The organism is Amycolatopsis sp. NPDC051758, from assembly GCF_044453095.1.
Taxonomy (GTDB): Bacteria; Actinomycetota; Actinomycetes; order Mycobacteriales; family Pseudonocardiaceae; genus Amycolatopsis.
The window spans coordinates 146,912-169,814 of record NZ_JBITCJ010000001.1; the positions used below are offsets into that span (position 1 = coordinate 146,912).

Here is a 22,903-nt window from a genome sequence, read left to right on the forward strand (position 1 = left end):
CCCCCGATCCGCGTCGTGTGTCCATTATCCGGCGGGAGCCGGGTGGCCGGGGGTGCGTTGCCGAACCGTTGCCGGGAAAACCGGCACGGCGGAGCGGGCTGACGGCAAAAAAGCCGTCACCCCTTTTGTTTCGCATTCACAACTATGTGTTCGTCGAAATCTTCGACCGGCGGTGTTGCAGAACCGCTGCCGCCGTCGAAGCGGCGGCCAGCAGTGCGGAAACGGCAGCCGCCGCGGAAAGCCGGCGCCGCCGGACGGCACTACGGCGGTTCGTCATTTCTTCGGCGCCACGCAGCCGTACGCCGGCTTGCAGGAACCGGCGTTCCCGGGCGTTCGGCCGGGCGTCGGCCCGCTGCGCCCACTTCAGCGCTTCGTCGAGCCGGGCACCCCGGTAGAGCGCGGCCGGTTCGCCGTCCGCGCTCTCCCACAGCCGGGTGGCCTCGGTGAGCCGGCGGTGGACCCGCAGGGCGGCCCGGTCAGTGGCCAGCCAGCCGCGCAGCCTCGGCCAGCCGTTGATCAGCGCGTCGTGCGCCAGCTCGAGTCCGGTCCGGTCGGCCGTGACCAGCCGAGCCCGCACGAAGCGCTCCACCAGCGTCGAGTCCAGTTCGGTGGACGGGACGCGCCGCCGGGTGTCCGCGGTGCCTTCGCCGAAGGTGACCAGGCGCAGGAACAGGTCCCTGGCCTCGGTCTTCTCCGGCGAAGTGAGCCGGCTGTAGACCGCTTCGGCCGTGTCGACCAGGGCGGCGGTGAGGCCACCGGTCGCGTCGTACCCGGCGAGTGTCAGGGTCACGCCCGAGGTGGCCCGCCACGTCCGGCGCAGCGCTTCCGTGGCGAACGGCAGTGCCCCCGGCTGCCGCGCGACCTCGGCCATCAGCGTCGCGACCAGCGCGTTCTCCAGTCCGCGACCGGCGTCCGCCGCGGGCCGCACGAGCGCGGAACGCACCTGCCCGGCCGTCAACGGGCCCAGCGGCACCAGTGCGTTCCGCGCCGCGTCGGCCAGGACGGGATGCCGGACGCAGGCGTCCGCGAAGTCGGCGCGCAGGCCGAGGACCACCCGCGCCGGGCCCTGCGCCGCCCGCAGCAACGCGGCGAAGAACCACGACCGCTCGTTCTCGGCGGCGGCGAAGACCTCCTCGAACTGGTCGACGACCAGCAGGAGTTCGGCGTCCGCCACGGCCTGCCGGATCCGCAGGCCCAGGTTTCCCGGGTCGGCCGCGAACTCCGCCCGCAGCCGGACCGCCGGCGTGCCGGTGAGCGCCGCGAGCCGCGCCGCGCACTCCTCCAGCGGCCGCCGTCCCGGCCGCAGGAACACCACCGGCCGTCCGGACGGCCCGAGGCCCGCCTGCAACACCGACGTCACCCCGCTGCCGGACGGCCCCGAGACGACCAGGAACCGCTCCTCGGCCAGCCGCCGCAGCAGCAGTTCGACAACGTCTTCGCGGCCGAAGAACCGGCCGGCGTCTCCGCGTCCGAACGCGGCCGGACCCGGGTACGGCGGCTCCCCGGCGGAGCCGGGCGACCGCCGGCGCCGGGCGAATTCCGCCGCGGCTTCGTGCCACCTTTCGTCCCACTCGGTGACCGGTCCGTCACAGGCGCGGACATAAGCCAAAACGACCGCGAGCGTCGGCAGTTTCCGTCCGCCCGCGGCGTCGGACAATGTCCCCGCCGAGTAATGCGCTCGCTTCCCCAGTTCCCGATAAGGAGGACTGCCCGCCTTCTCGCGTAATCGGCGCAAATCCCCGGCGAACTGTGACAGAACTTCGTCTTCCGTATCAATCGGCCGTTCCCCACGCGGCATCCCGCACACCCCCAAAGTGTGCTTTCCATTGTTCGCGGTTTGTCGTTCGCTGTCCACCGGCCCGGACAGAACAACCCCAACGCACTAGACCGGTAACTGGTCGGAACACCGACACACTGGAGGGAAACGATGAACGGCAACACGATGAAGCGGGCCGGCGCCGCGGTGCTCGGCGCAGGCGCCCTGGTCGCGGTCGGGCTGGCGGGGGCCGGTCCGGCTTCGGCCGACGAGGCGGACAAGGGGGTCACCCACCACGTGGTGACCCAGGTGCCGGGCGGAGCGCAGACGGACCACGTCCAGACCTGGGTGACCACCCACCTCGACAGTGACGACTGGCGGGCCAACGTGCGGGTCGACTACGGCCGCAGCGGCGCCTGGACGGTGTGCTCGGACGGCACCGAGAAGCACGGGCCGTTGCAGGGTCCGGGCTACTGGGTCTTCGCCGGCAACTGCTACGGCAACGGCACGATCCGGACCTACGGCTGGTACGACGGCTGATCCCGCGAACGGGCCCCTCCTCGCAAGAGCGGGGAGGGGCCCGCTTCCGTCAGCTGGACGGGCCGCGGCGCGACCACGTCCACGCGTAACCGGGGTCCTCGGCCGCGTCGGCGGCTTCACCGAGCTCCAGCGGCGCGAACGTGTCGACCATGACCGCGGTCTCGTCGAAGAACTCCGCGCCGATCGACGCCTCCGCCGCGCCCGGCTGCGGGCCGTGCGTGAAGCCGGAGGGGTGCAGCGAAAGCGAGCCGACCCCGATGCCCGAGCCCTTGCGGGCTTCGTAGTTGCCGCGCACGTAGAACATCAGCTCGTCGGAGTCGACGTTCGCGTGGTTGTACGGCACCGGGATCGAGTCCTCGTGGTAATCGACCTTCCGCGGGCAGAACGAGCAGACCACGAAGTTCGGGCCCTCGAACGTCTGGTGCACCGGCGGCGGCTGGTGCACGCGCCCGGTGATGGGCTCGAAGTCGTCGATGTTGAACGCCCACGGGTACAGGCAGCCGTCCCAGCCGACGACGTCGAACGGGTGTGTCGCGTAGGTGTAGCGCGTCAGCCCGGCGCGGTGCCGCACGAGCACCTCGACGTCCTCGCCGTCTTCCAGCAGCGGCTCCGACGGCCCTCGGACGTCGCGCTCGCAGTACGGCGAGTGCTCCAGGAACTGGCCCTTCGCCGACAGGTAGCGCTTCGGCGGCCCGATGTGGCCACGCGCCTCCAGCGTGAAGAGGTTGACCTCGCCGTGCGGCAGCACGCGGTAGGTGCACGACGTCGGGATCACCAGGTAGTCGCCGTCGCCGAGCTCGAGGCTGCCGTAGATCGTCTCGACGGTCGCGGAGCCGCCGTGGACGTAGAACAGCTCGTCGCCGGCCGCGTTGCGGTACAGCGGGCTGGGCGCGGTCGCGGTGACGAAGCCGATGGTGACGTCGTTGTTGCCGAACAGCCGCCGCCGGTCGGTCACCGCGTCGGTGTCACCGCCGAACTTCAGGTCCTGCGTCTTGAACGCGCGCGGCTTGAGCGGGTGGTTCGGGGTGAGCGAGCCGCGGTCCTCCTCGACGGCGACGGCGTCGACGATCGCCGTCGGCAGCCCGCGGTGGTAGAGCAGCGCGGAGTCGGCGGAGAAGCCCTCGACGCCCATCAGCTCCTCGGCGTAGAGGCCGCCGTCCGGCTTCCGGAACGCGGTGTGCCGCTTGTGCGGGATCTCGCCTACTCGCCGGTAGTAAGGCATCGACGTCCCCTTCTGACGTGTCCGTTGTGCGAACGATTTTGTCCTCATGTCGTACGCTACTAGCGTGTCATTCGTGTCAAGCGCTGTGGAACTCACGCCCCCCGGCCCCCGTGGGATTCCTCCCCTGTTCGCGAGGCTCGTCGACGACTCGGCGCTGTTCCCTCCGGGCGATGCGGCCATGCCCGAAGCCCTGCGCGCGCACTTCGCGAGCCGGGAGTCCGAACACGCGGGTGTCCTGGGGGTTTTCCTCTGTCAGGCCTCCCGGCTGCCGGAGCTGATCACCGAGTTGATCAAGATCAAGCCGAAGCAGCCGCTGCCGCTTTCGCTGATCATCGACACCGGTCTCGGCGGGGTGCCGAAGGCGATCTCGATCGTCGAGTCGCGCAGCGAGCTGCTGGCGCTGCGGATGGTCGAGATGCCCGCGCCGTCGGACGTCGACGAGGTCTGGCTGGAGCGCGTCTCGGAGTTCGTCCCCGAGGACGTCATCCGGGTGGTCGAGCCGCGCCGCGGCGTCGGCTGGCTGGACGGCGTGCGCAAGGTGATCGAGCACGGCAGCTGGCCGAAGATCCGCTGCGGCGGCCAGGCCGGCGAGAACTTCCCGAGCGTCGACGAGGTTGCGGACTTCCTCGCCGTGGTCAGCGGGTCCAGCGGGGCGTCGTTCAAGGCGACGAACAGCCTGCACCGCGCGGTCCGGCACGCCGACCCGACCAGCGGTTTTATGCACCACGGCTTCCTGAACCTGCTCGTGGCGTCCGCCCGCAGCCTCTCCGGCGGTGACGTCCGGGCGGCGCTGGAGGAGACCGACGGCCAGGTGCTGGCGGACGAGGCCCGGGCGCTGTCCGAGCCGGCCGCGAAGGCCGTGCGAGCGCTCTTCGCGTCGTACGCGGCGGCTTCGTTCGACGAGCCGGTCGCCGACATGGGCGAACTCGGCTTGCTGTGACCGGCCGGGAGGGGTCGCTGACGCTCGACCGGGGGCTGGCGCTGCTGCAGGCGGTGGCCGACGCGGGCGGGGACGCGGCGACCATCTCCGAGCTGGCCGTGGCCATCGGGGCCAGCCGCGCGGCCGTCTACCGGCTGCTCGTGCCGCTGTCGGAGCGCGGGCTGGTCTGGCGCGACGGAACCAAGGTGCGCTTGGGTGTCGGCCTGCTCCGGCTGGCGGGCCAGGTGCTGCCCCAGCTGCGTGACGCGGCCGGCCCGGTGCTGCGCGAGCTGGCCGAGAAGGTCGGCGCGACCGCGCACCTGTCGGTCGCACAGGGGCCGCAAGCGCTTGCGGTGGCCGTCGTCGAGCCCTCCTGGACGAATTTCCACGTCGCCTACCGCGTCGGGAGCAGGCATTCGCTGACGTCGGGGGCGGCCGGCAAGGCGATGTCCCTGCGCCCGGGCGGCGACGGCTGGGTGACGTCGACGGGCGAGCTGGAGGCGGGCGCGTCCGGCGTCGCGGCGCCGGTCCGCGGGGTGCCGGGCCTGAAGGCGAGCGTCGGTGTCGTCTCGATGGAGCCGCTCAAGGCCGCCGAGGTCGGGCCGCAGGTCGTGGCGGCCGCCGCCCGGCTGGCCGACATCCTCCGGACGGACGCCTAACGCCGCGAGACCGCCAGCAGCGGCCGCACCATGGTCAGCAGCAGGGCGACGTCGACGGTGAACAGCAGGCGCTCGAACAGGCCCAGCGTGACGTCCTGCTGCGCGGGACCGAGCACGAGCGTCAGGACGAACCCGCCGAGCACGACGGCGATGCTGGCGAAGCTCGCGGTGGCCAGGCGCCGGATCGTGGTGCGGCGCGGCTCCCACGGGCAGCGGTCACGGCCTTTTCGCGTCAGGACGAACGCGGCGGCGGGCAGCGCGACGAACGCCGTGAGCGCGGCGATGTTGTGCACCTGTCCGGACAGCGAACGCGCTTGCCCGTCGGGGTCGACGGGCACGAGGCCGCACACGAACAGCCCGGCCGACCAGACGCCGAGCAGCACGCAGACGGCGGTGGTGCCCGGCCGGTGCGCCTTCGCGATCCCGGCGAGCAACGCGACCGAGCCCAGCGAGAGCGCCAGGCACATCACGCTGAACAGCGGCGCGGCCGACGACGAGCCGAGCTTGCCGTAGACGTACTCCGAGAGCGTCTGCCAGATCGGGCTGACCTGGGCCGACAACCGCAGGTGGAGGTCGATCGAGATGGCCACGGCGAGGCCGATGCCGCCGAGCGCGATCCGGCCGTGCACCGGTGAGACCGCAGGCAATGGCTTGTTCACCCGGCTTCCACCCTTTCGTTTCCGAAAGGTTACCGGGCGAACCTGTGAAACAGCGGTCAGAAGGCCAGCTGGAGCAGGGCGAACGCCGCGAACCCGGCAAACGCGAACCCGGCGCAGCGCTGGATCAGCTTCGGCCGGATCCGGCTGCGGATCTTCGCGCCGATGAACACGGCCAGGCCGGCGACCACCACGAGCGCGGCGAACGCGCCGACGCCGACGGCGACCGGGTTGCCGATCCGGGCGGCGAGGCTCGCCGTCGCGAGCTGGGAGGCGTCACCCCACTCGGCGGCGAAGAGCACACCGAACGACGTCATCGCGGAGCGCACGAAGGACAGCGGCGAGGGGCCGACGCGCGAAGCGTCTTCGCCCGCTTCGTCCGCTTCGCGGAATCCCTCGCGAAGGAGCATGAAAGAGCCGAGGCCGAACATCGCGGCGACGACCAGGGAAAGGACCAGATCCGGCAACAGCGTCAGCACACTGCCGAACGCGACGGCGATGACGGATTGCACGGCGAACGCCGCGCACACCCCGGCAAAAACCGGCCAGCCGCGGAAACGGGTGGTCAGCACCAGGGTGGCGACCAGCGTCTTGTCCGGCAGCTCCACGGCGAGGACCAGGCCGAACGCGCTGATCAGCGCCACCATTGCGGCAGTCATGAGTGATTTCGCCCCTTTCACTGCAACGATAAAGGGGAGATTCAGAACCTCGCAAGCTGATCTCTTCCGCGAATTCGAACGGTCGGTGCCCATGAATTTGTCATCCAGGCCGGGCGCACATATTTTTTCGGCACGCCGAATTTTGGTTTGTGTCCTGGGGTAGGTTGACGGGCATGGGGTCTGAGGCGCGTACTGCGCAGGTCAACGAGGTCATCCGCCGGCTGGACGCGCACTACGTGTTCCCCGACGTCGCGACGAAGCTGGCGGAGGTGCTTCACCAGCGGCTCGGCGAAGGCAGCTACGCCGATCTGGACGACGCCGAGTTCGCGACCCTCGTCACAGCCGACCTGCAGTCGGTGAACGGCGACAAGCACCTGCGCCTGCGTCACCACCTCGACCCGGTGGCCGAAGACGGCGACGAGGCCATGAACTCCGACGCGTTCCGGTTCGAAGCCGAGCTGGAGGGCTTCGGCATCGCGCAGGTGCGGCGCCTGCCGGGCAACGTCGGTTACCTCGACACGACGCTGCTGTACCCGCCCGAGCTGGCCGGCCCCGCGATCGCGGCGGCGATGACGCTGCTCGCGCCCACCGACGCGCTGCTGCTGGACGTGCGCCGCAACCGCGGCGGGACCCCGGGGACCAGCGCGTTGCTGCAGACCTACCTCGTCGACGAGCAGGTCCACTACCTCGACATCTACGAGCGCGAGGGCCACCGCACCACCCAGATGTGGACGCTGCCCTACGTCCCGGGCCTGCGGTTCGGCGGCACGAAGCCGGTCTGGGTGCTGACCGGCCCGAAGACCTTCTCCGGCGGTGAAGACCTCGCGTTCTCCCTGCAGCAGCAGGGCCGCGCGAAGACGGTGGGAGAGGCCACCCGCGGCGGCGCCCACCCGCGTGAGCAGTACAAAGTGGACACCTACCTCGACGTGACCGTGTCGATCGCGAGGTCGTTCCACCCGGAGACGGGGGAGAACTGGGAAGGCACCGGCGTCCGCCCGGACCTCCCGGTGCCCGCGGAAAAGGCGTTCGACACGGCCTACCAGCTGGCCCTCACGCACGTGCTGGAGCTGGGCGGCGACGGCCCGCGACGGGCGGCGGCGGACGAGGCGCGCGAGGCACTCGACCAGCTGTAGTCACCCAGGACGTTGGTCCTGGGCCAGAGGGGACCACTTGATCTGGCTGTGCCCCCGGCCCCGGAGCACGCTGGACCACGTGGAGGTCCTTGAGCTAGCGCGGTGGCAGTTCGGCATCACCACCGTCTACCACTTCCTGATGGTCCCGCTGACCATCGGGCTGTCGATCCTGGTCGCGGCGATGCAGACCCGCTGGGTCCGCACCGGCGAGCTGCGGCACCTGAAGATGACCAAGTTCTGGGGCAAGCTGCTGCTGGTCAACTTCGCCATGGGCGTGGTGACCGGGATCGTGCAGGAGTTCCAGTTCGGGATGAACTGGAGCGCGTACTCGCGCTTCGTCGGCGACGTCTTCGGCGCGCCGCTCGCGATGGAAGGGCTGGTCGCCTTCTTCGTCGAGTCGACGTTCCTCGGCCTGTGGATCTTCGGCTGGGACCGGCTGCCGAAGAAGGTGCACCTGGCGTGCGCGTGGGCGTTTTCGCTGGCCACGATGGCTTCGGCGTACTTCATCCTCGCGGCGAACTCGTGGATGCAGCACCCGGTCGGCGTGACGTTCGAGAACGGCAAGCCGACGATGAACTCGATCTGGGCGGTGCTGACGAACAACACGGCGCTGGCCGCGATCCCGCACACCCTCGCCGGCGCGTTCTCGGTGGCGGCGGCCTTCCTGGTCGGCGTCGCCGGCTGGCACCTCTGGCGGCGCGGCGACCACGCCGAGGTGTGGCGGTCGTCGTTGCGCCTGGGCGGCTGGGTCGGCATCGCCGCGTTCGCCGTCCTGGCGATCACCGGCGACACCCAGGGCAAGCTGATGTTCGAGCAGCAGCCGATGAAGATGGCGTCGGCGGAAGCGCTGTGCCACACGGAAAAGCCCGCCAGCTTCTCGATCATCGCGATCGGCGACGTCGCCGGCTCCAACTGCGAAGACGTCAAGACGTTCAACGTGCCCGCGCTGCTCTCATTCCTGGCGCACAACGACTTCAAGACCGAGGTCAAGGGCGTCGAGGACCTGATCACCGAGTACCAGGCCAAGTACGGCACGAACTACCCGAACGACCCTGAACTCGGTTCGCTGGCGGGCAAGCCGATCGACTACGTCCCCAACCTGCCGGTGACGTACTGGGGCTTCCGCATGATGATCGGCTTCGGCGCGGTCTCGGCGGGCATCGGGCTCCTGGCCCTCTGGCTGACCCGCCGCGACCGCATCCCCCGCGGCCGCTGGTTCCCCCTCCTGGTCCTCGGCGGCATCGCCACACCGTTCCTCGGCAACAGCGCGGGCTGGATCTTCACGGAGATGGGCCGTCAGCCCTTCGTGGTGGTGCCCAACCCATCGGGCGTCGACGGGGTGTGGATGTTCACGGCTCAGGCGGTCTCGCGCCTGACCACGGGCGAGGTGTGGACCTCCCTGATCGCCCTGACCACGGTGTACGCGGCCCTGGGAGTGGTGGAGCTGTACCTGATGCGCAAGTACATCCGCGGCGGCGTCGACGCAGTGATGCCCCCGGAAAAGAAGGACTCCGACAAGACCGACGGCGACGCTCTCGCCTTCGCGTACTGAGGGGTGGGCAGTGAACTGCACTCAGAGTGCTGACTTCGTCACTCTCACGGGTTACCCACAGCGGGTCTGTGGACAACTCGACTCATTGTGGATAACTCGCAGCCACCGAGCAGCCGGAGGTGCCCGATGACCCTCGAAACGATCTGGTTCGTCGTCATCGCCTTCTTCTGGCTGGGCTACCTCTTCCTCGAAGGCTTCGACTTCGGCGTCGGCATGCTGCTGCCCGTCCTCGCGCGCGACAACACCGAGCGCCGCGTCATGGTCAACACCATCGGGCCCGTCTGGGACGGCAACGAGGTCTGGCTCATCGTCGCCGGTGGAGCCATGTTCGCCGCCTTCCCCGCCTGGTACGCGGGCCTCTTCTCGGCCGCCTACCTGCCGCTCTTGCTCGTGCTGCTCGCCCTCATCGGCCGCGGCGTCGCGTTCGAATACCGCGGCAAGGTCGACTCCGAGCGCTGGCGCCGCACGTGGGACCGCGTCATCGTGGCCGGCTCGTGGATCCCGCCGCTCGGCGTCGGCCTCATCCTCGCGACGACCGTCCTCGGCCTGCCGCTGGACGCCGAAGGCAACCGCGTCGGCTCCGCGTTCGCCGCGATCCGGTGGGACACCCTGCTCGGAGCGGTCGCCATCATGGCCTTCTCCCTCGCGCACGGCGCGGCGTTCCTCGCTCTCAAAACCAGCGGTGAACTGCGGGAACGGGCGCGCGCCCTGGCGCTCAGGCTGCTGCCGATCGCCATGGTGCCGATCGTCGCGTTCCTGTCGGTCGTCCAGTGGCGCGAAGGCACCCTGTGGACACTGCTCTCGTTCGGGATCAGTGCTCTCGCCGCGGCGGTCGCCTGGCTGCGGCTGCGTGCCGACCGCGACGGCCAGGCCTTCGCCGCGCTCGCCGTCGTCATCGCCGGGGTCGCCGTCACGATGTTCGGGGCGCTCTTCCCGAACGTGCTGCCCTCGACGCTCGACGCTGCCAACACCCTGACCATCGAAGGTGCCGCGTCGAGCCCGTACACGCTGACCGTGATGACCTGGGTCGCCGTCTTCGGCGCCCCAGCCGTGCTGATCTACCAGGGCTGGACGTACTGGGTGTTCCGCAAGCGCATCGGCACCCAGCACATCCCGGCGGTCCACGCGCCATGAGCAAGCTTCCCGGTCGCGCTCTCCTTCCCGCCTCGGAGTCCACAGTGGACTCGGCGCGGCCGGGAAAGGGCCCGCTCGGCGCGTTGCCGGCCCTCGTGCCGGCCGTGCGCCGAGCGCTGGCCCTGGTGGGTTTCCTCGCCTTCCTCAACGCCGCCGCGCTGGTGGCCCAGGCATTCCTGCTCGCCGACGTCCTCGCGGCGATCGTCGGAGCAGGATCCGGGGGACGCACCGCCCAGCTGGCCGCGCTGCTCGCGCTCGTCGTGACGCGCGCGATCACCGGCTGGGCGGTGCGTACGGTCTCGGCCCGCGCCGCCGCGACGGCGCAACGCGAGCTGCGCGCCAAAGCCGTCGACCACACGCTGCGCCTCGGTCCCGAGTGGATCGCCCGCCGCGGCCACGGCGAGCTGACCGCCCTCACCACCCGCGGCCTCGACGCGCTCGACGCGTACTTCCGCGAATACCTGCCCGCACTGGTGACGGCGGCCGTCGTGCCGCTCGGCGCCGGCGCGGCGATCCTGTTCGCCGACTGGCCGTCCGGTGTGATCGTCGTGCTGACGGTGCCGCTGCTCCCGATGTTCGCGATCCTCGTCGGCAAGTACACGGCCGGACGCGTCGCCGGCGCGACCGACGCGACCCACCGCCTGTCCGAACGGCTCCTGGAGCTCGTGCGCGTGCTCCCGGTGCTGACCGCGTTCCGTCGCGCGGCCGCGCAGGCCGAAACCGTCCGGGGATTGTCCGAACGCCACCGCCGCGCCACGCTCAAGACGTTGAAGGTCGCTTTTTCCTCGGCGTTTGTGCTCGAACTGATCGCGACGCTGTCGGTTGCGCTCGTCGCGGTGCTGATCGGCGTCCGGCTCGTCGGCGGCGACCTGCCGCTGGCCATCGGGCTGGGCGTGCTGATCCTCGCGCCGGAGTGCTATCAGCCGCTGCGCGCGGTCGGCGCCGCGTTCCACGCCAGCGAGGACGGCGTCGAAGCGGTCCGGCGCGTCGCCGACCTGCTGGCCGTGCCGGCGCCGGCGGCCGGCACCGCCGTTCCGGAACGCGGTGAGCTGCGGGTTTCGGGCCTGCGCGTCGCGCGACGCGGCGGCTTCGCGCCCGACGGCGAGACGTTCGCGGTCCGCCCCGGCGAGACGGTCTGGCTCCGCGCCCCGAGCGGCGGCGGCAAGTCGACAACGCTCTCGGCCCTGCTCGGTTTTGTCCCGGCGCACGACGGCGCGATCAAGGTCGGCCCGACGGACCTCGCCGACGCCGACCTCGTGCGCTGGCGCGAACAGGTTGCGTGGGTGCCGCAGTCGCCGGTCTTCACCGGCGGCACGGTCCGCGAAGAAGCCGGCTCGGACGCTGACCTCGCCGAACTCGGCCTGGCCGGGCTCGCGGACCGTCCGGTGACGAAGCTTTCGCTGGGCCAACGTCAGCGCGTCGCGGTTGCTCGCGCGTTGCAGCGGGTGCGGGACGGCGCCTGGCTGCTGCTGCTCGACGAGCCGACGGCGCACCTCGACGAGGCCAGCGCCCGCCTGGTGCTCGACGCGGTGCAGCGCGCGGTCGACAACGGCGCGGCGGCGATCATCGCGGCGCACGAACGCACGGCCGCGGTCGACATGTCGTCGTCCGACGTGATCGTTCCCGAAGTGTCCACAGAGGACGATTCGAGTGCGCCGCTGCGGTGGCGCGCGCTCCTCGACGGCCGGATCTTCGGCGGCGCGGCGCTGGGCGCGGTGGCGTTGCTGGCAGGGGTGGCGCTGACCGCGACGTCGGGGTGGCTCATCGCCAAGGCTTCCCAGCAGCCGCCGATCCTGACGCTGACGGTCGCGGTGGTCGGCGTCCGCGCGTTCGGGCTCGGCCGCGCCGGGCTCCGGTACGTCGAACGGCTGGTCACGCACGACGCCGCGTTCCGCATCGCCGGCCGTCTCCGGGTGCGGCTGTGGAATTCACTGGTCCGGCTCGGGCCCGCGCGGAGCCTGCGCGCGGGGGAGGGGCAGCGGCGGCTGGTCGCCGACGTCGACACCGTGCGCGACCTCCTGCCCCGGGTGGTGTCGCCGCCGCTGGTGGTCACGCTGGTCGCGGCCGGGGCGATCGCCGTGCAGACGTGGGTGCTGCCCGCGGCGGGGTTGGCACTCGCGGTGGCAGTGGCAGTTGGACTGTGCGCGCCATGGGTCGCGTTGCACGCCGAACGCCGGGCGACGTCGGTGCTGGCGGTCGGCCGACGCGAGGTGTCGTCGCGAGTCTTGGTGCTGTTCGAGGCGGCGGCCGAGCTGCTCGCCTTCGGCACGGCTCGCGAGCACCGCCGCGCGCTCACCGAGGCCGACACCCGTTTGGTGACGCAGGCGCGCCGCCAGGCTTTCGGCGCCGGCGCGGCGGAAGCGCTGGTGACGCTGGTTTGTGGAGCGGCGGCGGTCACCAGCACGGCGCTCGCGGCGCAGGCGGTTACGGGCGGACGGCTCGACCCGGTTTTGGCGCCGGTGCTGGCGTTGGTGCCGCTCGCGCTGGCGGAGGTCCTCGCGCTGCTCCCATCGGTGGCACAGCACTGGGACACCCTGCAGCGCGCTCGCCTTCGCTTGGGTGACACCCCGGCTGCGCTTGTGAACGAGGACGGGCTGAACGGGACCGGATCAGGGCAGCGAGTCTCGCTGAGAGGCGCGGACCTCGGCTGGCCCGGCGGACCAGTCGTGCTGCACAACGTCGATGTCGACCTGGCGCCAGGCACCTACGCGGCCGTTGTCGGGCCAAGCGGGGCGGGCAAGTCCACGCTTGTTGCCGCTCTTCTCGGGTTCCTTGCTCCTCGGCGCGGGGCTGTTGTGGTCCCGGATGGAGTCGCCTGGGCGCCGCAGGAGCCGATGCTGGCCGGGACCACTGTTGGTGAGAACCTTCGGCTTGCTCGGCCGACCGCGTCCGAAGAGGAACTGCGGCAGGCGTTGCGGCAGGCCGCTCTCGACGAGCTCGATCCGGCGACGTTGCTCGGCAGTGGGGGCAGTGGCCTGTCCGGCGGGCAGGCGCAGCGGGTCGCGCTGGCGCGGGCGTTGCTCGGGGCACCGTCGGCCGGGCTTGTGCTGCTCGACGAGCCCACCGCGCACCTCGACGAGCCGACCGCGCAGGTTGTGCGCGCACACCTGCGTGCGGCGCTGGCCGGACGGACCGTGGTGCACGTGACCCACCGGGCCGACGAGGCCGATGGTGCCGACGTGGTGCTCGAGGTCCGTGACGGTCGCGTCCTGACCCGGGTGCCGGTGTTGTGATCGATTCGCGCTGTGTGCTTGCCGCGCCGCTGCCTCGCCGCGCGATAATGACGGAACTCATGGATCCGACGCTTGCCGCGCGGGCACTGTCCGCCGCCACCGAGATCACCAGCACCGCCCTGTCCGGCGACGACCCGGGCGAGGTGCTGGACACCGTTGTCGCCAGGGCGGCCGAGCTCGCTGACGCCGACCTCGGGCTCGCCATGGTCAGCGCCGACGACGGACGTGTGGTCGTCGAGGCCGCGCACTACGCCACCGCCCACCCCGACCCGACCGGCAGCGGTGCCGGCCGCGCGGGAGAACCCTCGCGTGGTCCGGATCCGGGCGACGGTGAGACGGCCGACGCCGCAGCTGTCCTGGAGGGCGCCGCGGAATCCCTCCGGGGCCTCGCGCTCCCCGCCGACTCCGCCGCGGGCCGGGTCGCTCGCGGTGGTGAGCCCGTGGCCAGCGAGGACTTCACCGTCGACCCGCGGACCGCGCCGTTCGTGCCCGCCGAGCTCCACGGCTACGGGCCGTTCGCGGCCGCGCCGTTCGGGTCCGGGGGACGGGTGCTCGGGGCGCTGACCGTCTACCGCAAGCGGGGCAGTGAGCCCTTCTCCGCCGGGACCGTCGAGATGCTCGTCGCCTTCGCCGCCCAGGCGGGAGTGGTGCTCGCTCTCGCCGAAGGCGCCAACGCGCGCCACCGCGTCGCGCTGTACGAAGAGCGGGAGCGCATCGCCCGGGAGCTCCACGACGTCATCGTTCAGCGGCTCTACGGCGCCGGCATGCAGCTGGACCGGGTTCGGCGCAACATGCGCAAAAGGTTCGCCCAGGCCGACGGCGCGAGACTCTCCGACGCGATCGACCAGCTCGACCAGACCATCGAGGAGATCCGGGGCACCGTGCGCGCGCTGCGGTCACCGGAGCCTCGCCACGACACCGGCACGCCCGCCGACCTCGCCGAGTCGGCGCGCGGCGAGGTCCGCATCGCCGGTGAGCTGCTCGGATACCCACCGACCTTGGAGCTGTCCGGCGAATTCGCCGACGTTCCCGCGGAACGCGCCGACCACATCCGGGCCGCCCTGCGCGAAGCACTGTCCAATGTGGTCAGACACTCCGGCGCCAGCGAAACCCGCGTGACCCTGACCAGGGACTCCGGCGGTGTGAAACTCCGGGTCCGGGACAACGGTTCCGGTGTCCCGCAAGGGGTTGCCACCCGTGGCCTGCGTCATCTCGCCGAACGCGCGGACGCCGCGGGCGGGAAGTTCTTCCTGAACTCCTCGCCCAGCCTCGGCACACTCGTCGCGTTCGACCTGCCGCTCGACTGAACTACGAATCGACTCGGTCTCACCCTTCTCGGGTCATCCAAGCCTCCTTCCCACGTCCTCGGGAAGGATCTTATCGAATTCTCGAACATATATTCGACTCACGTTCGAGTGAATCCCGGCCGCGCGAACCCCGGGTCGGCGTGGCTCACCGTGACATGGCCGTGAAAAGGACGCAGCGAACGGCGGCTTGCGGACAGGACCGCCGCGCGGAGTTACTTCTCCCGGCGCACGATCCAGGCGGCGGCCTGCGTCCGGCGCTGCATGCCGAGCTTCGCCAGCACCGACGTGACGTAGTTCTTGACCGTCTTCTCGGCGAGGAACAGCCGCTCGGCGATCTCGCGGTTCGACAGGCCCTGGCCGATCAGCTCCAGCACGTCGCGCTCGCGCTCGGTCAGTGTGGCCAGCTCGTCCGTCGGCGGGTGCCGCATCTTGTCCAGCACGCGCGCGGTGCTCACCGGGTCCAGCAGCGAGCGGCCGGCCGCGACCTCACGGACCGCGTTCACCACGTCCTGCCCCCGCACCTGCTTCAGCAGGTAGCCCGCGGCGCCGGCCATGATCGCGCCGACCATCGCCTCCTCGTCGTCGAACGCGGTGAGCATCAGGCAGGCCGGCGGGTTCGGCTTGGACCGCAGTTCTCGGCAGAGCGTGACGCCGTCACCGTCGCCGAGGCGGACGTCGACCACCGCGACCTCCGGCTCGACGTGCATCGCCACCGCCAGCGCCTCTTCGACGCTGCTCGCCTCGGCGACGACCTCGATGTCGGGCTCGTCGCCGAGGAGGTCGCGGAGCCCGCGGCGGACCACCTCGTGGTCGTCGACAAGCAGTACCTGGATCGGCATACCCCGAGGTTACGGGGTAGTACCCCAACGTGTGACCGCGGACCCGTAACATTCCGGCCGGTACGTATTTCCGGCCGCTGATCCCGCAGGTCAGCGGCAAATGGTGAAGAATCACGAGCCGCCGGAAATCCGGTGGGACAGCGCCATTTCCGAAATCCCGGAATAGTCCGTAACAGCCCCGACGCCGCCGCGATACTAACCACACAATCGCGGCACTTCCGGCCGCGTTCGCCCCGATTTTCCCTTGAAAGGACTTCCGGTGTCCTTGTTTCGTCGTGTCCTGACGACGGCTACGGCCGTCGCCGGGCTCGCTCTCCTCGGCCCCGTCCCCTTCGCTTCCGCGGCGCCCCTCGCCGGTGACCTGGACTGCAAGGACTTCAAGTACCAGGAAGACGCGCAGGCCGTTTACAACCAGGATCCGTCCGACCCCAACGGGCTCGACGGCGCGCCCAAGGACGGCATCGCCTGCGAATCGCTTCCCAAGCGAGGGCAGCAGAACACCACCACCACGCCGACGTCCGGAAATCCGTCGGCGACCCGCACCCACACGGTCCCGAAGTCGACCGCCACCAAGAAGCCCGCCACCGGCAGCCAGGTGAAGGTGAAGCCGGTCGGCGGCGTGGCCACCGGCGGCGGTGAGCCCGACAGCGGCGCACCCGCGTTCCTCGTGCTCAGCGGCACCCTGCTCGCCGCGGCGGCGTCCGGCGGGATGGTGCTCTACCTGCGCCGGCGGCCGAGTTGAGGCACCCGCGTCTGTGGCCCGCGGTCACGGCGGTCGGCGCCGCGCTCGCCGCGGTCGTGGTTGTTGCCCTCATCTTCGTCTTCTCGGCGCCGCAACAGCAGTCGCAGTCGCAGCTGCCGGAGCCCGCGCGCCAGCAGGGGACGTCGCAGCCGGGGCCGATCGCCGCAACGCCGTCCGGGCTCCCGGCCGCAAAACCGGCGTCCCTGACCATCCCGGCGATCGACGTGCAGGCCGAGGGCATCAAGGACCTCGGCCTGACCCCGCAGGGTGAGCTCGAGGTGCCGGGTGACGCCAAGACGGTCGGCTGGTTCACCGGCGCACCGTCGCCCGGCGAAGCCGGCCCGGCGGTGCTGGCCGCGCACGTCGACTACAAGCACGTGCCCGGCACCTTCTCCCGGCTCAAGGAGCTGCGGGACGGCGAGCAGGTGCGGGTCGGCCGCGCGGACGGCCGGACGACGATCTTCACCGTCTACCGCGTCGACCGCTACGCCAAGGCCCAGTTCCCGACGGATCAGGTCTACGGCGACACGGCGGACCCCGAACTGCGGCTTATCACCTGCGGCGGCGAGTTCGACCGGTCGAGCGGCAACTACCTCGACAACGTCGTGGTCTACGCGCGGCTCACCGCCGTCGAAGCCTGAGTGAGGTCGATCCGCGCCAGCTCGAGCCGGCGGTAGGCACGGTCGCCGAGCGACCAGACGTCCAGGACGTCGCCGTCGAGCTCCGGGTACGCGATCACCAGCCGGGTGGGCCCGCTGTCGGCCTGGTAGACGACGTCCGCCGGGATGCCGGCTTCGAGCTGCCAGCAGAGCTGCTGCTGCTTGGGTGTGAGCCGGCCCGCGTAGCGGTCGCTCATCGCCCGCGCGAGCTGCCCGCGCAGCAGGCTCGGGCCGGTCGCCGGGGCCGCCAGCAGCCGGTCGGCGTGGTCGAGGGGATCGGGCGGGAGCTCGCCGGGGCCGGCGTCGCGCACGGTGGCCTTCGGCTCGGCCGTTTCGCGGGCGGGCAGCACGATGCTGCCGTCGGCGGCGTGCCGGGTCGGCGCGTAACCCGCTTCGCGCAACGCGTCGAGCGTGCCGGACGCGTCCACAGTGGACGTCAGCACGGTCGGCGCCACCGCGCGCAGGCCGAGCTTCGCGAGCTTGCGGTGCGCCGCGAGTTCGGCGAGCACGGCCGGTTCGCCGACAACGACGCTCGCGACGTCGATCACCTGCGCCTCCCCGTGCCGCCGCGCGACGTCGTTGACCAGGTACACCAGCGGTTGCGGCAGCTCGCCCGCGGCGATCGACGCCAGCTCGTCGAGCAGCTCGGCCGCCGTTGCGCCCTGGTCGAACGCACGCCGGACGGTCCCCGGGGTGAACCGCCAGCTGGTCGCGGTGCCCTGGGCCTCGCGGTCGGCGACGCGGTCCAGCAGCGCGGCGAGCCCGGCGTCGGGCGAGCCGGGGACGATCGCGGTCAGGTCGGTGCCGAACAACGCCGTCGTCCGTGCGCGGGAGATCAGCTCGTCGGTGACGTCGACGAGGCCGTCCGGCTCGAGCAGCGCGCGTCCGGCGAACGTGACGGCGCCGTGCGCGATGAGCCCGAGGAGCTCACCTTCGGCCAGCGCGTCTTCGACGTGCCCGGCGAAGTCCTCGGCCGGCAGCATCGGCGCGTGCCACCCGGCGAGCGGGGTGAGCGCGGCGACGTCGGCGATCGCGGTGCCGGGTTCCAGCCTCGCCAGCAGCCGCACGACCAGCCGGCGCACCAGCGCGGCGACGTCGGTCTCGAACTCCGGCGGCGCCGGGTCCCACCAGGTCGTCAGCAGCAGGCGGTACAGCAGCGCCGGCGCGGGCCGGGCCAGGTCGGGGTTCGGCGCGAGCGTGGGCGGCGGCGCCTTCTGGCCGCGGCGCGGCGCGGGCGGCTCGTCGGCCAGCAGCAGCCCGGCCTGGGCCGCGAGGTCGATCGCGACTTCGATCTCGGCCGGCGTGCCCTTGGTCTCCTTGGCGATCTTCTTGATCAGCCGGGCGCCGATCGTGCCGTCCTTGAGCAGCGGCAACGGCTCCGCGGCGGCCAGCTCCAGGATCGCGGACACCCGGTCGAGCAGCCGCAGCGCGGCGGCCGACGACGTGGCCTCGGCCGTCTCGACGCCGATGTGCGTGACGGGACACTCGGGTTCGTCCGGCGTGAACGGCAGCCGGTGGTCCGGGCCGCGCAGCGCCAGCGCCACCTCGAGCGGCATGGCCGTGCTGCCGTAGAAGGTGCCGAAGAGGAAACCGTGCTCGAACGCCCAGCTGCCGGTGGTGTCGAACGGCGCCATCCCGTTGACCTCGGGAACACCGTCGGCCATGTCCTGCAACAGTTTCCGCGTCGGCTCGGGCGCGGTGGAGAACAGCTCGCGGACGCGGTCGCCGTCACGGAAGAACCGCACGATCTCGGGGCGGCCGAGCGGCAGGCCGAGGGCTCGTGACAGCTGTTTGTGCCGGGTTCCGCCGATCTCCTCGAGCAGGTCTGCGATCGGCGGGCCGAGGCCTTCGGCCTGGAAACTGCTCCGCCGCAGCAGTTCCAGCAGGACGACGCCGTCGCCCTCGCGCCACACCAGCGCTCGGTCGGCCAATGCGTCCACAAAGGACTCGATCGCACCGGGTTCCGCACCGAGCAGCCGGGCGATGCCGGCGACGGGGGCCGGCCGCGGCCCGGTCGCGTAGCAGAGCTGGAGGGCGCGCAGGACCTGCGCCTGCGGCAGCGGCAACCCGAGCAGGGCTTCGTCCACGGATTCCGGAGCGGCCAGCCGCGCCGCGACGACGTCGAGCCGTCGCGGCCACGGCTCCTGGAGCACGTCCGGCCGGTTGGCCAGCACCTTCGCCAGCTCGTCCCGGCCGAGACCCGTGAGCCTGCCGAGCAGTTCGTCGGCGGTGGTCATCGGCTCAGGTTAGATCACCGCTCGCAGGCCACGCCGTCGCCGTCGCGGTCGAGCGCGGGCCGGTAGCCGGGCTCGCCGCGGTGCAGCGGCGCGGCGCCGGCGGCCTTCGCGGCGGTGCAGTTCTTGTAGTACGCGGCGGAAGTGTCGGGCTCCGGCGCTGCCTCGGTGGTCTCCACGACCGGCGGCGGCTTCGGGGCCGCCTTCGTGGCCGGCGCGGCCGGGGCCGGCGTCGGGGTCGGGGTGGGCGCCGCCGGGGCGTTGATGGTCCCGTTGCACGGCGGTCCCCAGAGCCCGCTGACCGCTTGCTTCGCCGTGTTTTCGGCGGCTTCGAGCGCGGGCAGGGCGGCACTTGCCGCGTACTTGAGATAACCCTTTTGGAGCGCGAGCGCCGCGTAGTCCTGACCGCCGGCGAGCGTCAAGGCAAAACCCTGCGCCGTTTCCGCGCCGAGCGTCACGGCTTTGCCGGAAAGCGTCGTCGTGGCCCAGGTCAGCGAATCCGTCCAATAACACCCGGTGGTGACGACCGGCGCCGTGACCCCGAGGACGTGCACCGTTTTGCTGGTGCCGTCACTGCCGTTCACCACGACGGTCGCGCCGTCGGTGACGGTCCCGACCGTGTAGGTGACGGCGACCGGCGTGGGCGTCGGGGTCGCAGACGTGCTGGTCGGAGTGGCCGGAGCCGCGGCGGGCACCGGCTTCGGCTCCGGGGCCTTCCCGAAGATCGCGCCGAGCACGAACAGGACCGCGAAGGCGGCCAAGACGATCTTCAGCCAGTTCGGAAAACGCTTCATCCCGGGATTCCTCGTTCCTCGACGCGACGTGCTGACGGTGTACTCGGGAAATCTCCCGCCGTTGTTACGCCCCGGCCGGTGATGGACCACCAGTTGTTATCCGGTGGATTGTTGCCGTCACGATCGCGTCACGAACAACGGTTCCACGCCGAAAAGCTGTCACAGCGAGCCCGCGGGGAACGACCAGCGGGCGTGATCGAATCCCTTTCGCTGCTCGGCGCCGGCGGCCACTCCGCGCGGGGCGTCGACTTCACCGCACTGGACATCCGGACGACCGGGCTGCGGCCCGGCCACGTCGTCGAGCTGGCCGCGGTGCGGATCCGCCCCGACGGCTCGATCGCCGGCGAGCTTTCGACGCTTGTCGACCCCGGGCCCGGCGTCTCACCCGGGCCCGCGGTGGTGCACGGCCTCACGCGCGGCGACCTCGACGGCGCGCCGTCGTTCGGCGCGGCCTTGGGCTCGCTGCTGAACTTCTGCCGCGGCAGTGTGGTCGTGGCGCACGACCTGCGTTTTGTCACGGCTTTCCTCGACCACGAGGTCTCGCGCATCGGCGCCCGGGTGCCGGTGCTGCCGGGCGTGGGCACCTCGGACGCCGCGCGCACCGCCGTCCAGCTGCCCAACTACCGGCTCGCCACCGTGGCCCATGCCTTCGGGATCCCGGCGCGGCCGGGGCAATCGGCGTTGTCCGGCGCACGGACCGTCGCGCAGCTGGTCTCGACCCTCTTCGGGCGACACGGCTTCACCTTCGCGACTCCGCCGGTCCTCCCGGCGCTGCCGCAGTTCGCCGTCGGGCCGCTGCGGCCGCGTCCCGACGTCCCGGTCGCCGAACCGGGGTGGATGGCCGAGGCCGTCGAGCGGGTCGTGGCCGGCCGGAACACCGACGCGTACCTGGACCTGCTCGCCGGGGTGGTCGCCGACCAGCACCTTTCCGCGGACGAGGTGTCGGCGCTGGCCGCGCTGGCGGCCGAGGCCGGCTGGCCCGAGGACCGCGTGCGCACAACGCACCAGCGGTTCGTCCACGCCCTGCAGGAAATCGCGGAACGGGACGGCGTGGTGACCGCCGAAGAAGCGCGCGGGCTGCGGCACGTCGCGACCGCGCTCGGCGTCACCGGTGTCGATCCGCAGCCGACCGCCGGTGGGAAGCCGATGCGGGTGCTGGTGCTCGGCACCTCTGTCGCCGCGGACCAGCTGCGGGCGCGAGTGCTCGCCGAGGGTGTCCAGCTGGCGAAGAAGCTGACCGCGAGCGTCACGCACCTGGTGGCCGACCCGAGCGTGCCGGCCGACGAGCCCCGGCTGGCCCGGGCCGCCGAGCTGGGCGCCGCCGTGCTCGACGTCCGCGCTGCGCCGGTCGCGCTCGGCTTCGAGCCACCGCCGTTGCGGGCCGTCGCCACGACGCCGGACCGCTCGATGCGGGTGCTCGGCGGACGGGTGCTGATGGGGGTCGGGCTGCTGCTGATGTTCCTCATCGTCATCGGCATGTTCGGCGGCACACCGCTGGCGGGCGGGATCTTCATCGCCGCGCTCGGTGTCGGCGCGCTGCTCGGCGGCTGGTGGATCACCGATCCCGCGCCGCGGTGAGCCGGATTTCGGTACCGTCGGTCCGGTGCCACGACTGATCCACCTGAACGGGCCGTCCGGGATCGGGAAGTCGACGATCGCGCGGTCCTACGCCGAGCGGCATCCCGGGGTGCTCAACCTCGACACCGACCGCGTCGTCTGCCTCATCGGCGGCTGGCAGGACACCTTCTTCGAGACGTTCAAGGCCGCGCAGCTGCTCACGCTCGCGATGGCCGAGACGCACCTGCGGACCGGGCACGACGTGGTCATGCCGCAGCTCGCCACCCGCGTCGTCGACATCGAAGCGTTCGAAACGGCCGCCGCGCAGTGCGGGGCCGAGTACCGGGAAATCCTGCTGACCGCGGACAAACCGGTCGCGCTCGAGCGGTTCGCCGTCCGCGCCGCGAGCGGGGACGCCGCGACCAAGGGTGTCGAGGACGTCGTGCAGGAACGCGGTGGCACCGCCGTGGTCGAGCGGATCCACGACCAGCTCACCGCCTACCTCCCGCAGCGGCCGCGATGCGCCGTCGTGCCGACCGACGGGCTCGCGCCCGAAGCGACCTACGAAGCCGTCCTCGCCCAGCTGCGCGCGAGCTGAGCAGGTCGGGTTCACTGGTCGGCATGGCGGCGATCCCCGAATTCGCGATGCGGCAGATCGAACGGTGGTGTGCCCAGCGCGGTTCCGAAGGCGGCCGCGTCGAGTGCCGGGTGCGGGAGCGTGCCGTTGTCCTCGTCGAACGGCTGGACGACGCCGGGGAACGGGAAATCGCGCAGTTGTCGCTCGACGAGTTCGGGATCTGGTCGATGCTGCGGCCCGACGGCGCCGGCGGGTGGCTCGCCGACCCGGACGCGCCCGTCGCGAGCACGCCGCCGCCGTTGCTGGCGCAGCTCTGACTCAGGACGGTGGCGGGAAGCGGACCTCGTTGCGGTCGATCTTCGCGTGCGCCGCGGCCGCGAGGTCGACGCCGAGGCGGTCCGCCAGCTGCAGCAGGTACAGCGTGACGTCGGCGATCTCGTCGAGCACCTTCGCTTCCAGCGCGGGATCTTCGCGCCACGCGTCGGACTCCTCCGGCGTGAGCCACTGGAACAGCGCGGTCAGCTCGCCGGCCTCGCCGGACAACGCCATCACGAGGTTCTTCGGGGTGTGGTACGGCTCCCAGGAGCGGGCCGCCGCGAAGCCGCGGAGGCGCTGGGTCACGTCGTCGAAGGTCACGGGGACGATTGTCCCCGGTGGTCACGGTCCGCTAACGGCCGTATGGCGGACTGCCGTTGACCGGTGAATCTCTCACTCAATAGGTTGAACTTCGT

At 71.5% G+C, this 22,903-nt stretch carries 21 protein-coding genes; 13 read left to right on the forward strand and 8 right to left on the reverse strand.

Features of this window, described 5'->3' with window-relative positions:
- Positions 1-142: 142 nt before the first annotated feature.
- On the reverse strand, positions 143-1,657 hold the full coding sequence (locus ACIA5G_RS00755) for a hypothetical protein (protein ID WP_395920139.1): 1,515 nt from the start codon (positions 1,655-1,657) through the stop codon (positions 143-145).
- 270 nt (positions 1,658-1,927) lie between these two features.
- Here ACIA5G_RS00755 and ACIA5G_RS00760 point away from each other — a divergent pair, with 270 nt between their 5' ends.
- On the forward strand, positions 1,928-2,296 hold the full coding sequence (locus tag ACIA5G_RS00760) for a hypothetical protein (RefSeq protein WP_395920140.1): 369 nt from the start codon (positions 1,928-1,930) through the stop codon (positions 2,294-2,296).
- A 49-nt stretch (positions 2,297-2,345) separates the two neighbouring features.
- Here ACIA5G_RS00760 and ACIA5G_RS00765 read toward each other — a convergent pair whose 3' ends face one another.
- Positions 2,346-3,518, reverse strand: a complete 1,173-nt coding sequence (locus tag ACIA5G_RS00765) for a homogentisate 1,2-dioxygenase (protein ID WP_395920141.1) — start codon at positions 3,516-3,518, stop codon at positions 2,346-2,348.
- A gap of 85 nt (positions 3,519-3,603) precedes the next feature.
- On the opposite strand from ACIA5G_RS00765, the gene ACIA5G_RS00770 reads away from it, so the two are divergent.
- Together ACIA5G_RS00770 and ACIA5G_RS00775 are read left to right on the forward strand one after the other, a co-directional pair.
- A complete protein-coding gene (locus tag ACIA5G_RS00770) occupies positions 3,604-4,458 on the forward strand; it encodes a hypothetical protein (protein WP_395921835.1) in 855 nt (284 codons plus the stop codon).
- Positions 4,455-5,096 (forward strand): IclR family transcriptional regulator, encoded by a 642-nt coding sequence (locus ACIA5G_RS00775; RefSeq protein WP_395920142.1) that lies wholly within the window; start codon positions 4,455-4,457, stop codon positions 5,094-5,096. Before ACIA5G_RS00770 ends, ACIA5G_RS00775 begins: the two co-directional genes overlap by 4 nt.
- Here ACIA5G_RS00775 and ACIA5G_RS00780 read toward each other — a convergent pair.
- Together ACIA5G_RS00780 and ACIA5G_RS00785 are read right to left on the reverse strand one after the other, a co-directional pair.
- On the reverse strand, positions 5,093-5,755 hold the full coding sequence (locus ACIA5G_RS00780) for a DUF998 domain-containing protein (protein WP_395920143.1): 663 nt from the start codon (positions 5,753-5,755) through the stop codon (positions 5,093-5,095). The genes ACIA5G_RS00775 and ACIA5G_RS00780 overlap by 4 nt on opposite strands.
- 56 nt (positions 5,756-5,811) lie before the next feature.
- Positions 5,812-6,399, reverse strand: a complete 588-nt coding sequence (locus ACIA5G_RS00785; protein WP_395921836.1) for a TMEM165/GDT1 family protein — start codon at positions 6,397-6,399, stop codon at positions 5,812-5,814.
- Between the two features lie 185 nt (positions 6,400-6,584).
- Between ACIA5G_RS00785 and ACIA5G_RS00790 the strand changes: the two genes are divergently transcribed.
- The 5 genes from ACIA5G_RS00790 (at position 6,585) to ACIA5G_RS00810 (ending at position 14,770) form a co-directional block, all read left to right on the forward strand.
- Positions 6,585-7,544, forward strand: a complete 960-nt coding sequence (locus tag ACIA5G_RS00790) for a S41 family peptidase (protein ID WP_395920144.1) — start codon at positions 6,585-6,587, stop codon at positions 7,542-7,544.
- A 79-nt stretch (positions 7,545-7,623) separates the two neighbouring features.
- A complete protein-coding gene (locus ACIA5G_RS00795) occupies positions 7,624-9,096 on the forward strand; it encodes a cytochrome ubiquinol oxidase subunit I (RefSeq protein ID WP_395920145.1) in 1,473 nt (490 codons plus the stop codon).
- Between the two features lie 126 nt (positions 9,097-9,222).
- Positions 9,223-10,230, forward strand: coding sequence for a cytochrome d ubiquinol oxidase subunit II (gene cydB, locus ACIA5G_RS00800; protein WP_395920146.1), 1,008 nt, complete (start codon positions 9,223-9,225; stop codon positions 10,228-10,230).
- The gene (cydD, locus tag ACIA5G_RS00805) at positions 10,227-13,463 is read left to right on the forward strand and encodes a thiol reductant ABC exporter subunit CydD (RefSeq protein WP_395920147.1); all 3,237 of its coding nucleotides are present in this window, start codon (positions 10,227-10,229) and stop codon (positions 13,461-13,463) included. Before cydB ends, cydD begins: the two co-directional genes overlap by 4 nt.
- A 59-nt stretch (positions 13,464-13,522) precedes the next feature.
- Entirely contained in the window at positions 13,523-14,770 is a 1,248-nt protein-coding gene (locus tag ACIA5G_RS00810) for a GAF domain-containing protein (protein WP_395920148.1), read from the forward strand.
- A 212-nt stretch (positions 14,771-14,982) separates the two neighbouring features.
- Here the strand turns inward: ACIA5G_RS00810 and ACIA5G_RS00815 are convergent, their stop codons facing one another.
- On the reverse strand, positions 14,983-15,609 hold the full coding sequence (locus tag ACIA5G_RS00815; protein WP_364724447.1) for a response regulator transcription factor: 627 nt from the start codon (positions 15,607-15,609) through the stop codon (positions 14,983-14,985).
- Between the two features lie 259 nt (positions 15,610-15,868).
- Between ACIA5G_RS00815 and ACIA5G_RS00820 the strand changes: the two genes are divergently transcribed.
- Positions 15,869-16,351: a calcium-binding protein gene (locus ACIA5G_RS00820; RefSeq protein WP_395920149.1), complete on the forward strand. Its 483-nt coding sequence runs from the start codon at positions 15,869-15,871 to the stop codon at positions 16,349-16,351.
- Complete coding sequence (locus tag ACIA5G_RS00825; RefSeq protein WP_395920150.1) at positions 16,348-16,992, forward strand: class F sortase; 645 nt, start codon at positions 16,348-16,350, stop codon at positions 16,990-16,992. Before ACIA5G_RS00820 ends, ACIA5G_RS00825 begins: the two co-directional genes overlap by 4 nt.
- Here ACIA5G_RS00825 and ACIA5G_RS00830 read toward each other — a convergent pair.
- Together ACIA5G_RS00830 and ACIA5G_RS00835 are read right to left on the reverse strand one after the other, a co-directional pair.
- Positions 16,962-19,247, reverse strand: a complete 2,286-nt coding sequence (locus ACIA5G_RS00830) for a helicase-associated domain-containing protein (RefSeq protein WP_395920151.1) — start codon at positions 19,245-19,247, stop codon at positions 16,962-16,964. The two genes, ACIA5G_RS00825 and ACIA5G_RS00830, sit on opposite strands and share 31 nt — an antisense overlap.
- A 14-nt stretch (positions 19,248-19,261) precedes the next feature.
- The gene (locus ACIA5G_RS00835) at positions 19,262-20,038 is read right to left on the reverse strand and encodes an excalibur calcium-binding domain-containing protein (RefSeq protein ID WP_395920152.1); all 777 of its coding nucleotides are present in this window, start codon (positions 20,036-20,038) and stop codon (positions 19,262-19,264) included.
- Positions 20,039-20,230: 192 nt separating this feature from the next.
- Between ACIA5G_RS00835 and ACIA5G_RS00840 the strand changes: the two genes are divergently transcribed.
- The 3 genes from ACIA5G_RS00840 to ACIA5G_RS00850 are packed head-to-tail and all read left to right on the forward strand — an operon-like array spanning position 20,231 to position 22,489.
- On the forward strand, positions 20,231-21,616 hold the full coding sequence (locus tag ACIA5G_RS00840; RefSeq protein WP_395920153.1) for an exonuclease domain-containing protein: 1,386 nt from the start codon (positions 20,231-20,233) through the stop codon (positions 21,614-21,616).
- A 25-nt stretch (positions 21,617-21,641) separates the two neighbouring features.
- The gene (locus ACIA5G_RS00845; protein WP_395920154.1) at positions 21,642-22,193 is read left to right on the forward strand and encodes an AAA family ATPase; all 552 of its coding nucleotides are present in this window, start codon (positions 21,642-21,644) and stop codon (positions 22,191-22,193) included.
- A gap of 23 nt (positions 22,194-22,216) precedes the next feature.
- Complete coding sequence (locus ACIA5G_RS00850) at positions 22,217-22,489, forward strand: hypothetical protein (protein WP_395920155.1); 273 nt, start codon at positions 22,217-22,219, stop codon at positions 22,487-22,489.
- A gap of 1 nt (position 22,490) precedes the next feature.
- On the opposite strand, the gene ACIA5G_RS00855 is transcribed toward ACIA5G_RS00850, so the two are convergent.
- The gene (locus ACIA5G_RS00855) at positions 22,491-22,808 is read right to left on the reverse strand and encodes a nucleotide pyrophosphohydrolase (protein WP_395920156.1); all 318 of its coding nucleotides are present in this window, start codon (positions 22,806-22,808) and stop codon (positions 22,491-22,493) included.
- Between the last annotated feature and the right edge of the window lie 95 nt (positions 22,809-22,903).

Coding starts and splice junctions, on each gene's coding strand:
- ACIA5G_RS00760 (WP_395920140.1), top strand. CDS start 1,928: ATGAACGGCAACACGATGAAGCGGGCCGGCGCCGCGGTGCTCGGCGCA.
- ACIA5G_RS00765 (WP_395920141.1), bottom strand. CDS start 3,518: ATGCCTTACTACCGGCGAGTAGGCGAGATCCCGCACAAGCGGCACACC.
- ACIA5G_RS00785 (WP_395921836.1), bottom strand. CDS start 6,399: ATGGTGGCGCTGATCAGCGCGTTCGGCCTGGTCCTCGCCGTGGAGCTG.
- ACIA5G_RS00790 (WP_395920144.1), top strand. CDS start 6,585: ATGGGGTCTGAGGCGCGTACTGCGCAGGTCAACGAGGTCATCCGCCGG.
- cydB (WP_395920146.1), top strand. CDS start 9,223: ATGACCCTCGAAACGATCTGGTTCGTCGTCATCGCCTTCTTCTGGCTG.
- cydD (WP_395920147.1), top strand. CDS start 10,227: ATGAGCAAGCTTCCCGGTCGCGCTCTCCTTCCCGCCTCGGAGTCCACA.
- ACIA5G_RS00810 (WP_395920148.1), top strand. CDS start 13,523: ATGGATCCGACGCTTGCCGCGCGGGCACTGTCCGCCGCCACCGAGATC.
- ACIA5G_RS00815 (WP_364724447.1), bottom strand. CDS start 15,609: ATGCCGATCCAGGTACTGCTTGTCGACGACCACGAGGTGGTCCGCCGC.
- ACIA5G_RS00830 (WP_395920151.1), bottom strand. CDS start 19,247: ATGACCACCGCCGACGAACTGCTCGGCAGGCTCACGGGTCTCGGCCGG.
- ACIA5G_RS00835 (WP_395920152.1), bottom strand. CDS start 20,038: ATGAAGCGTTTTCCGAACTGGCTGAAGATCGTCTTGGCCGCCTTCGCG.
- ACIA5G_RS00850 (WP_395920155.1), top strand. CDS start 22,217: ATGGCGGCGATCCCCGAATTCGCGATGCGGCAGATCGAACGGTGGTGT.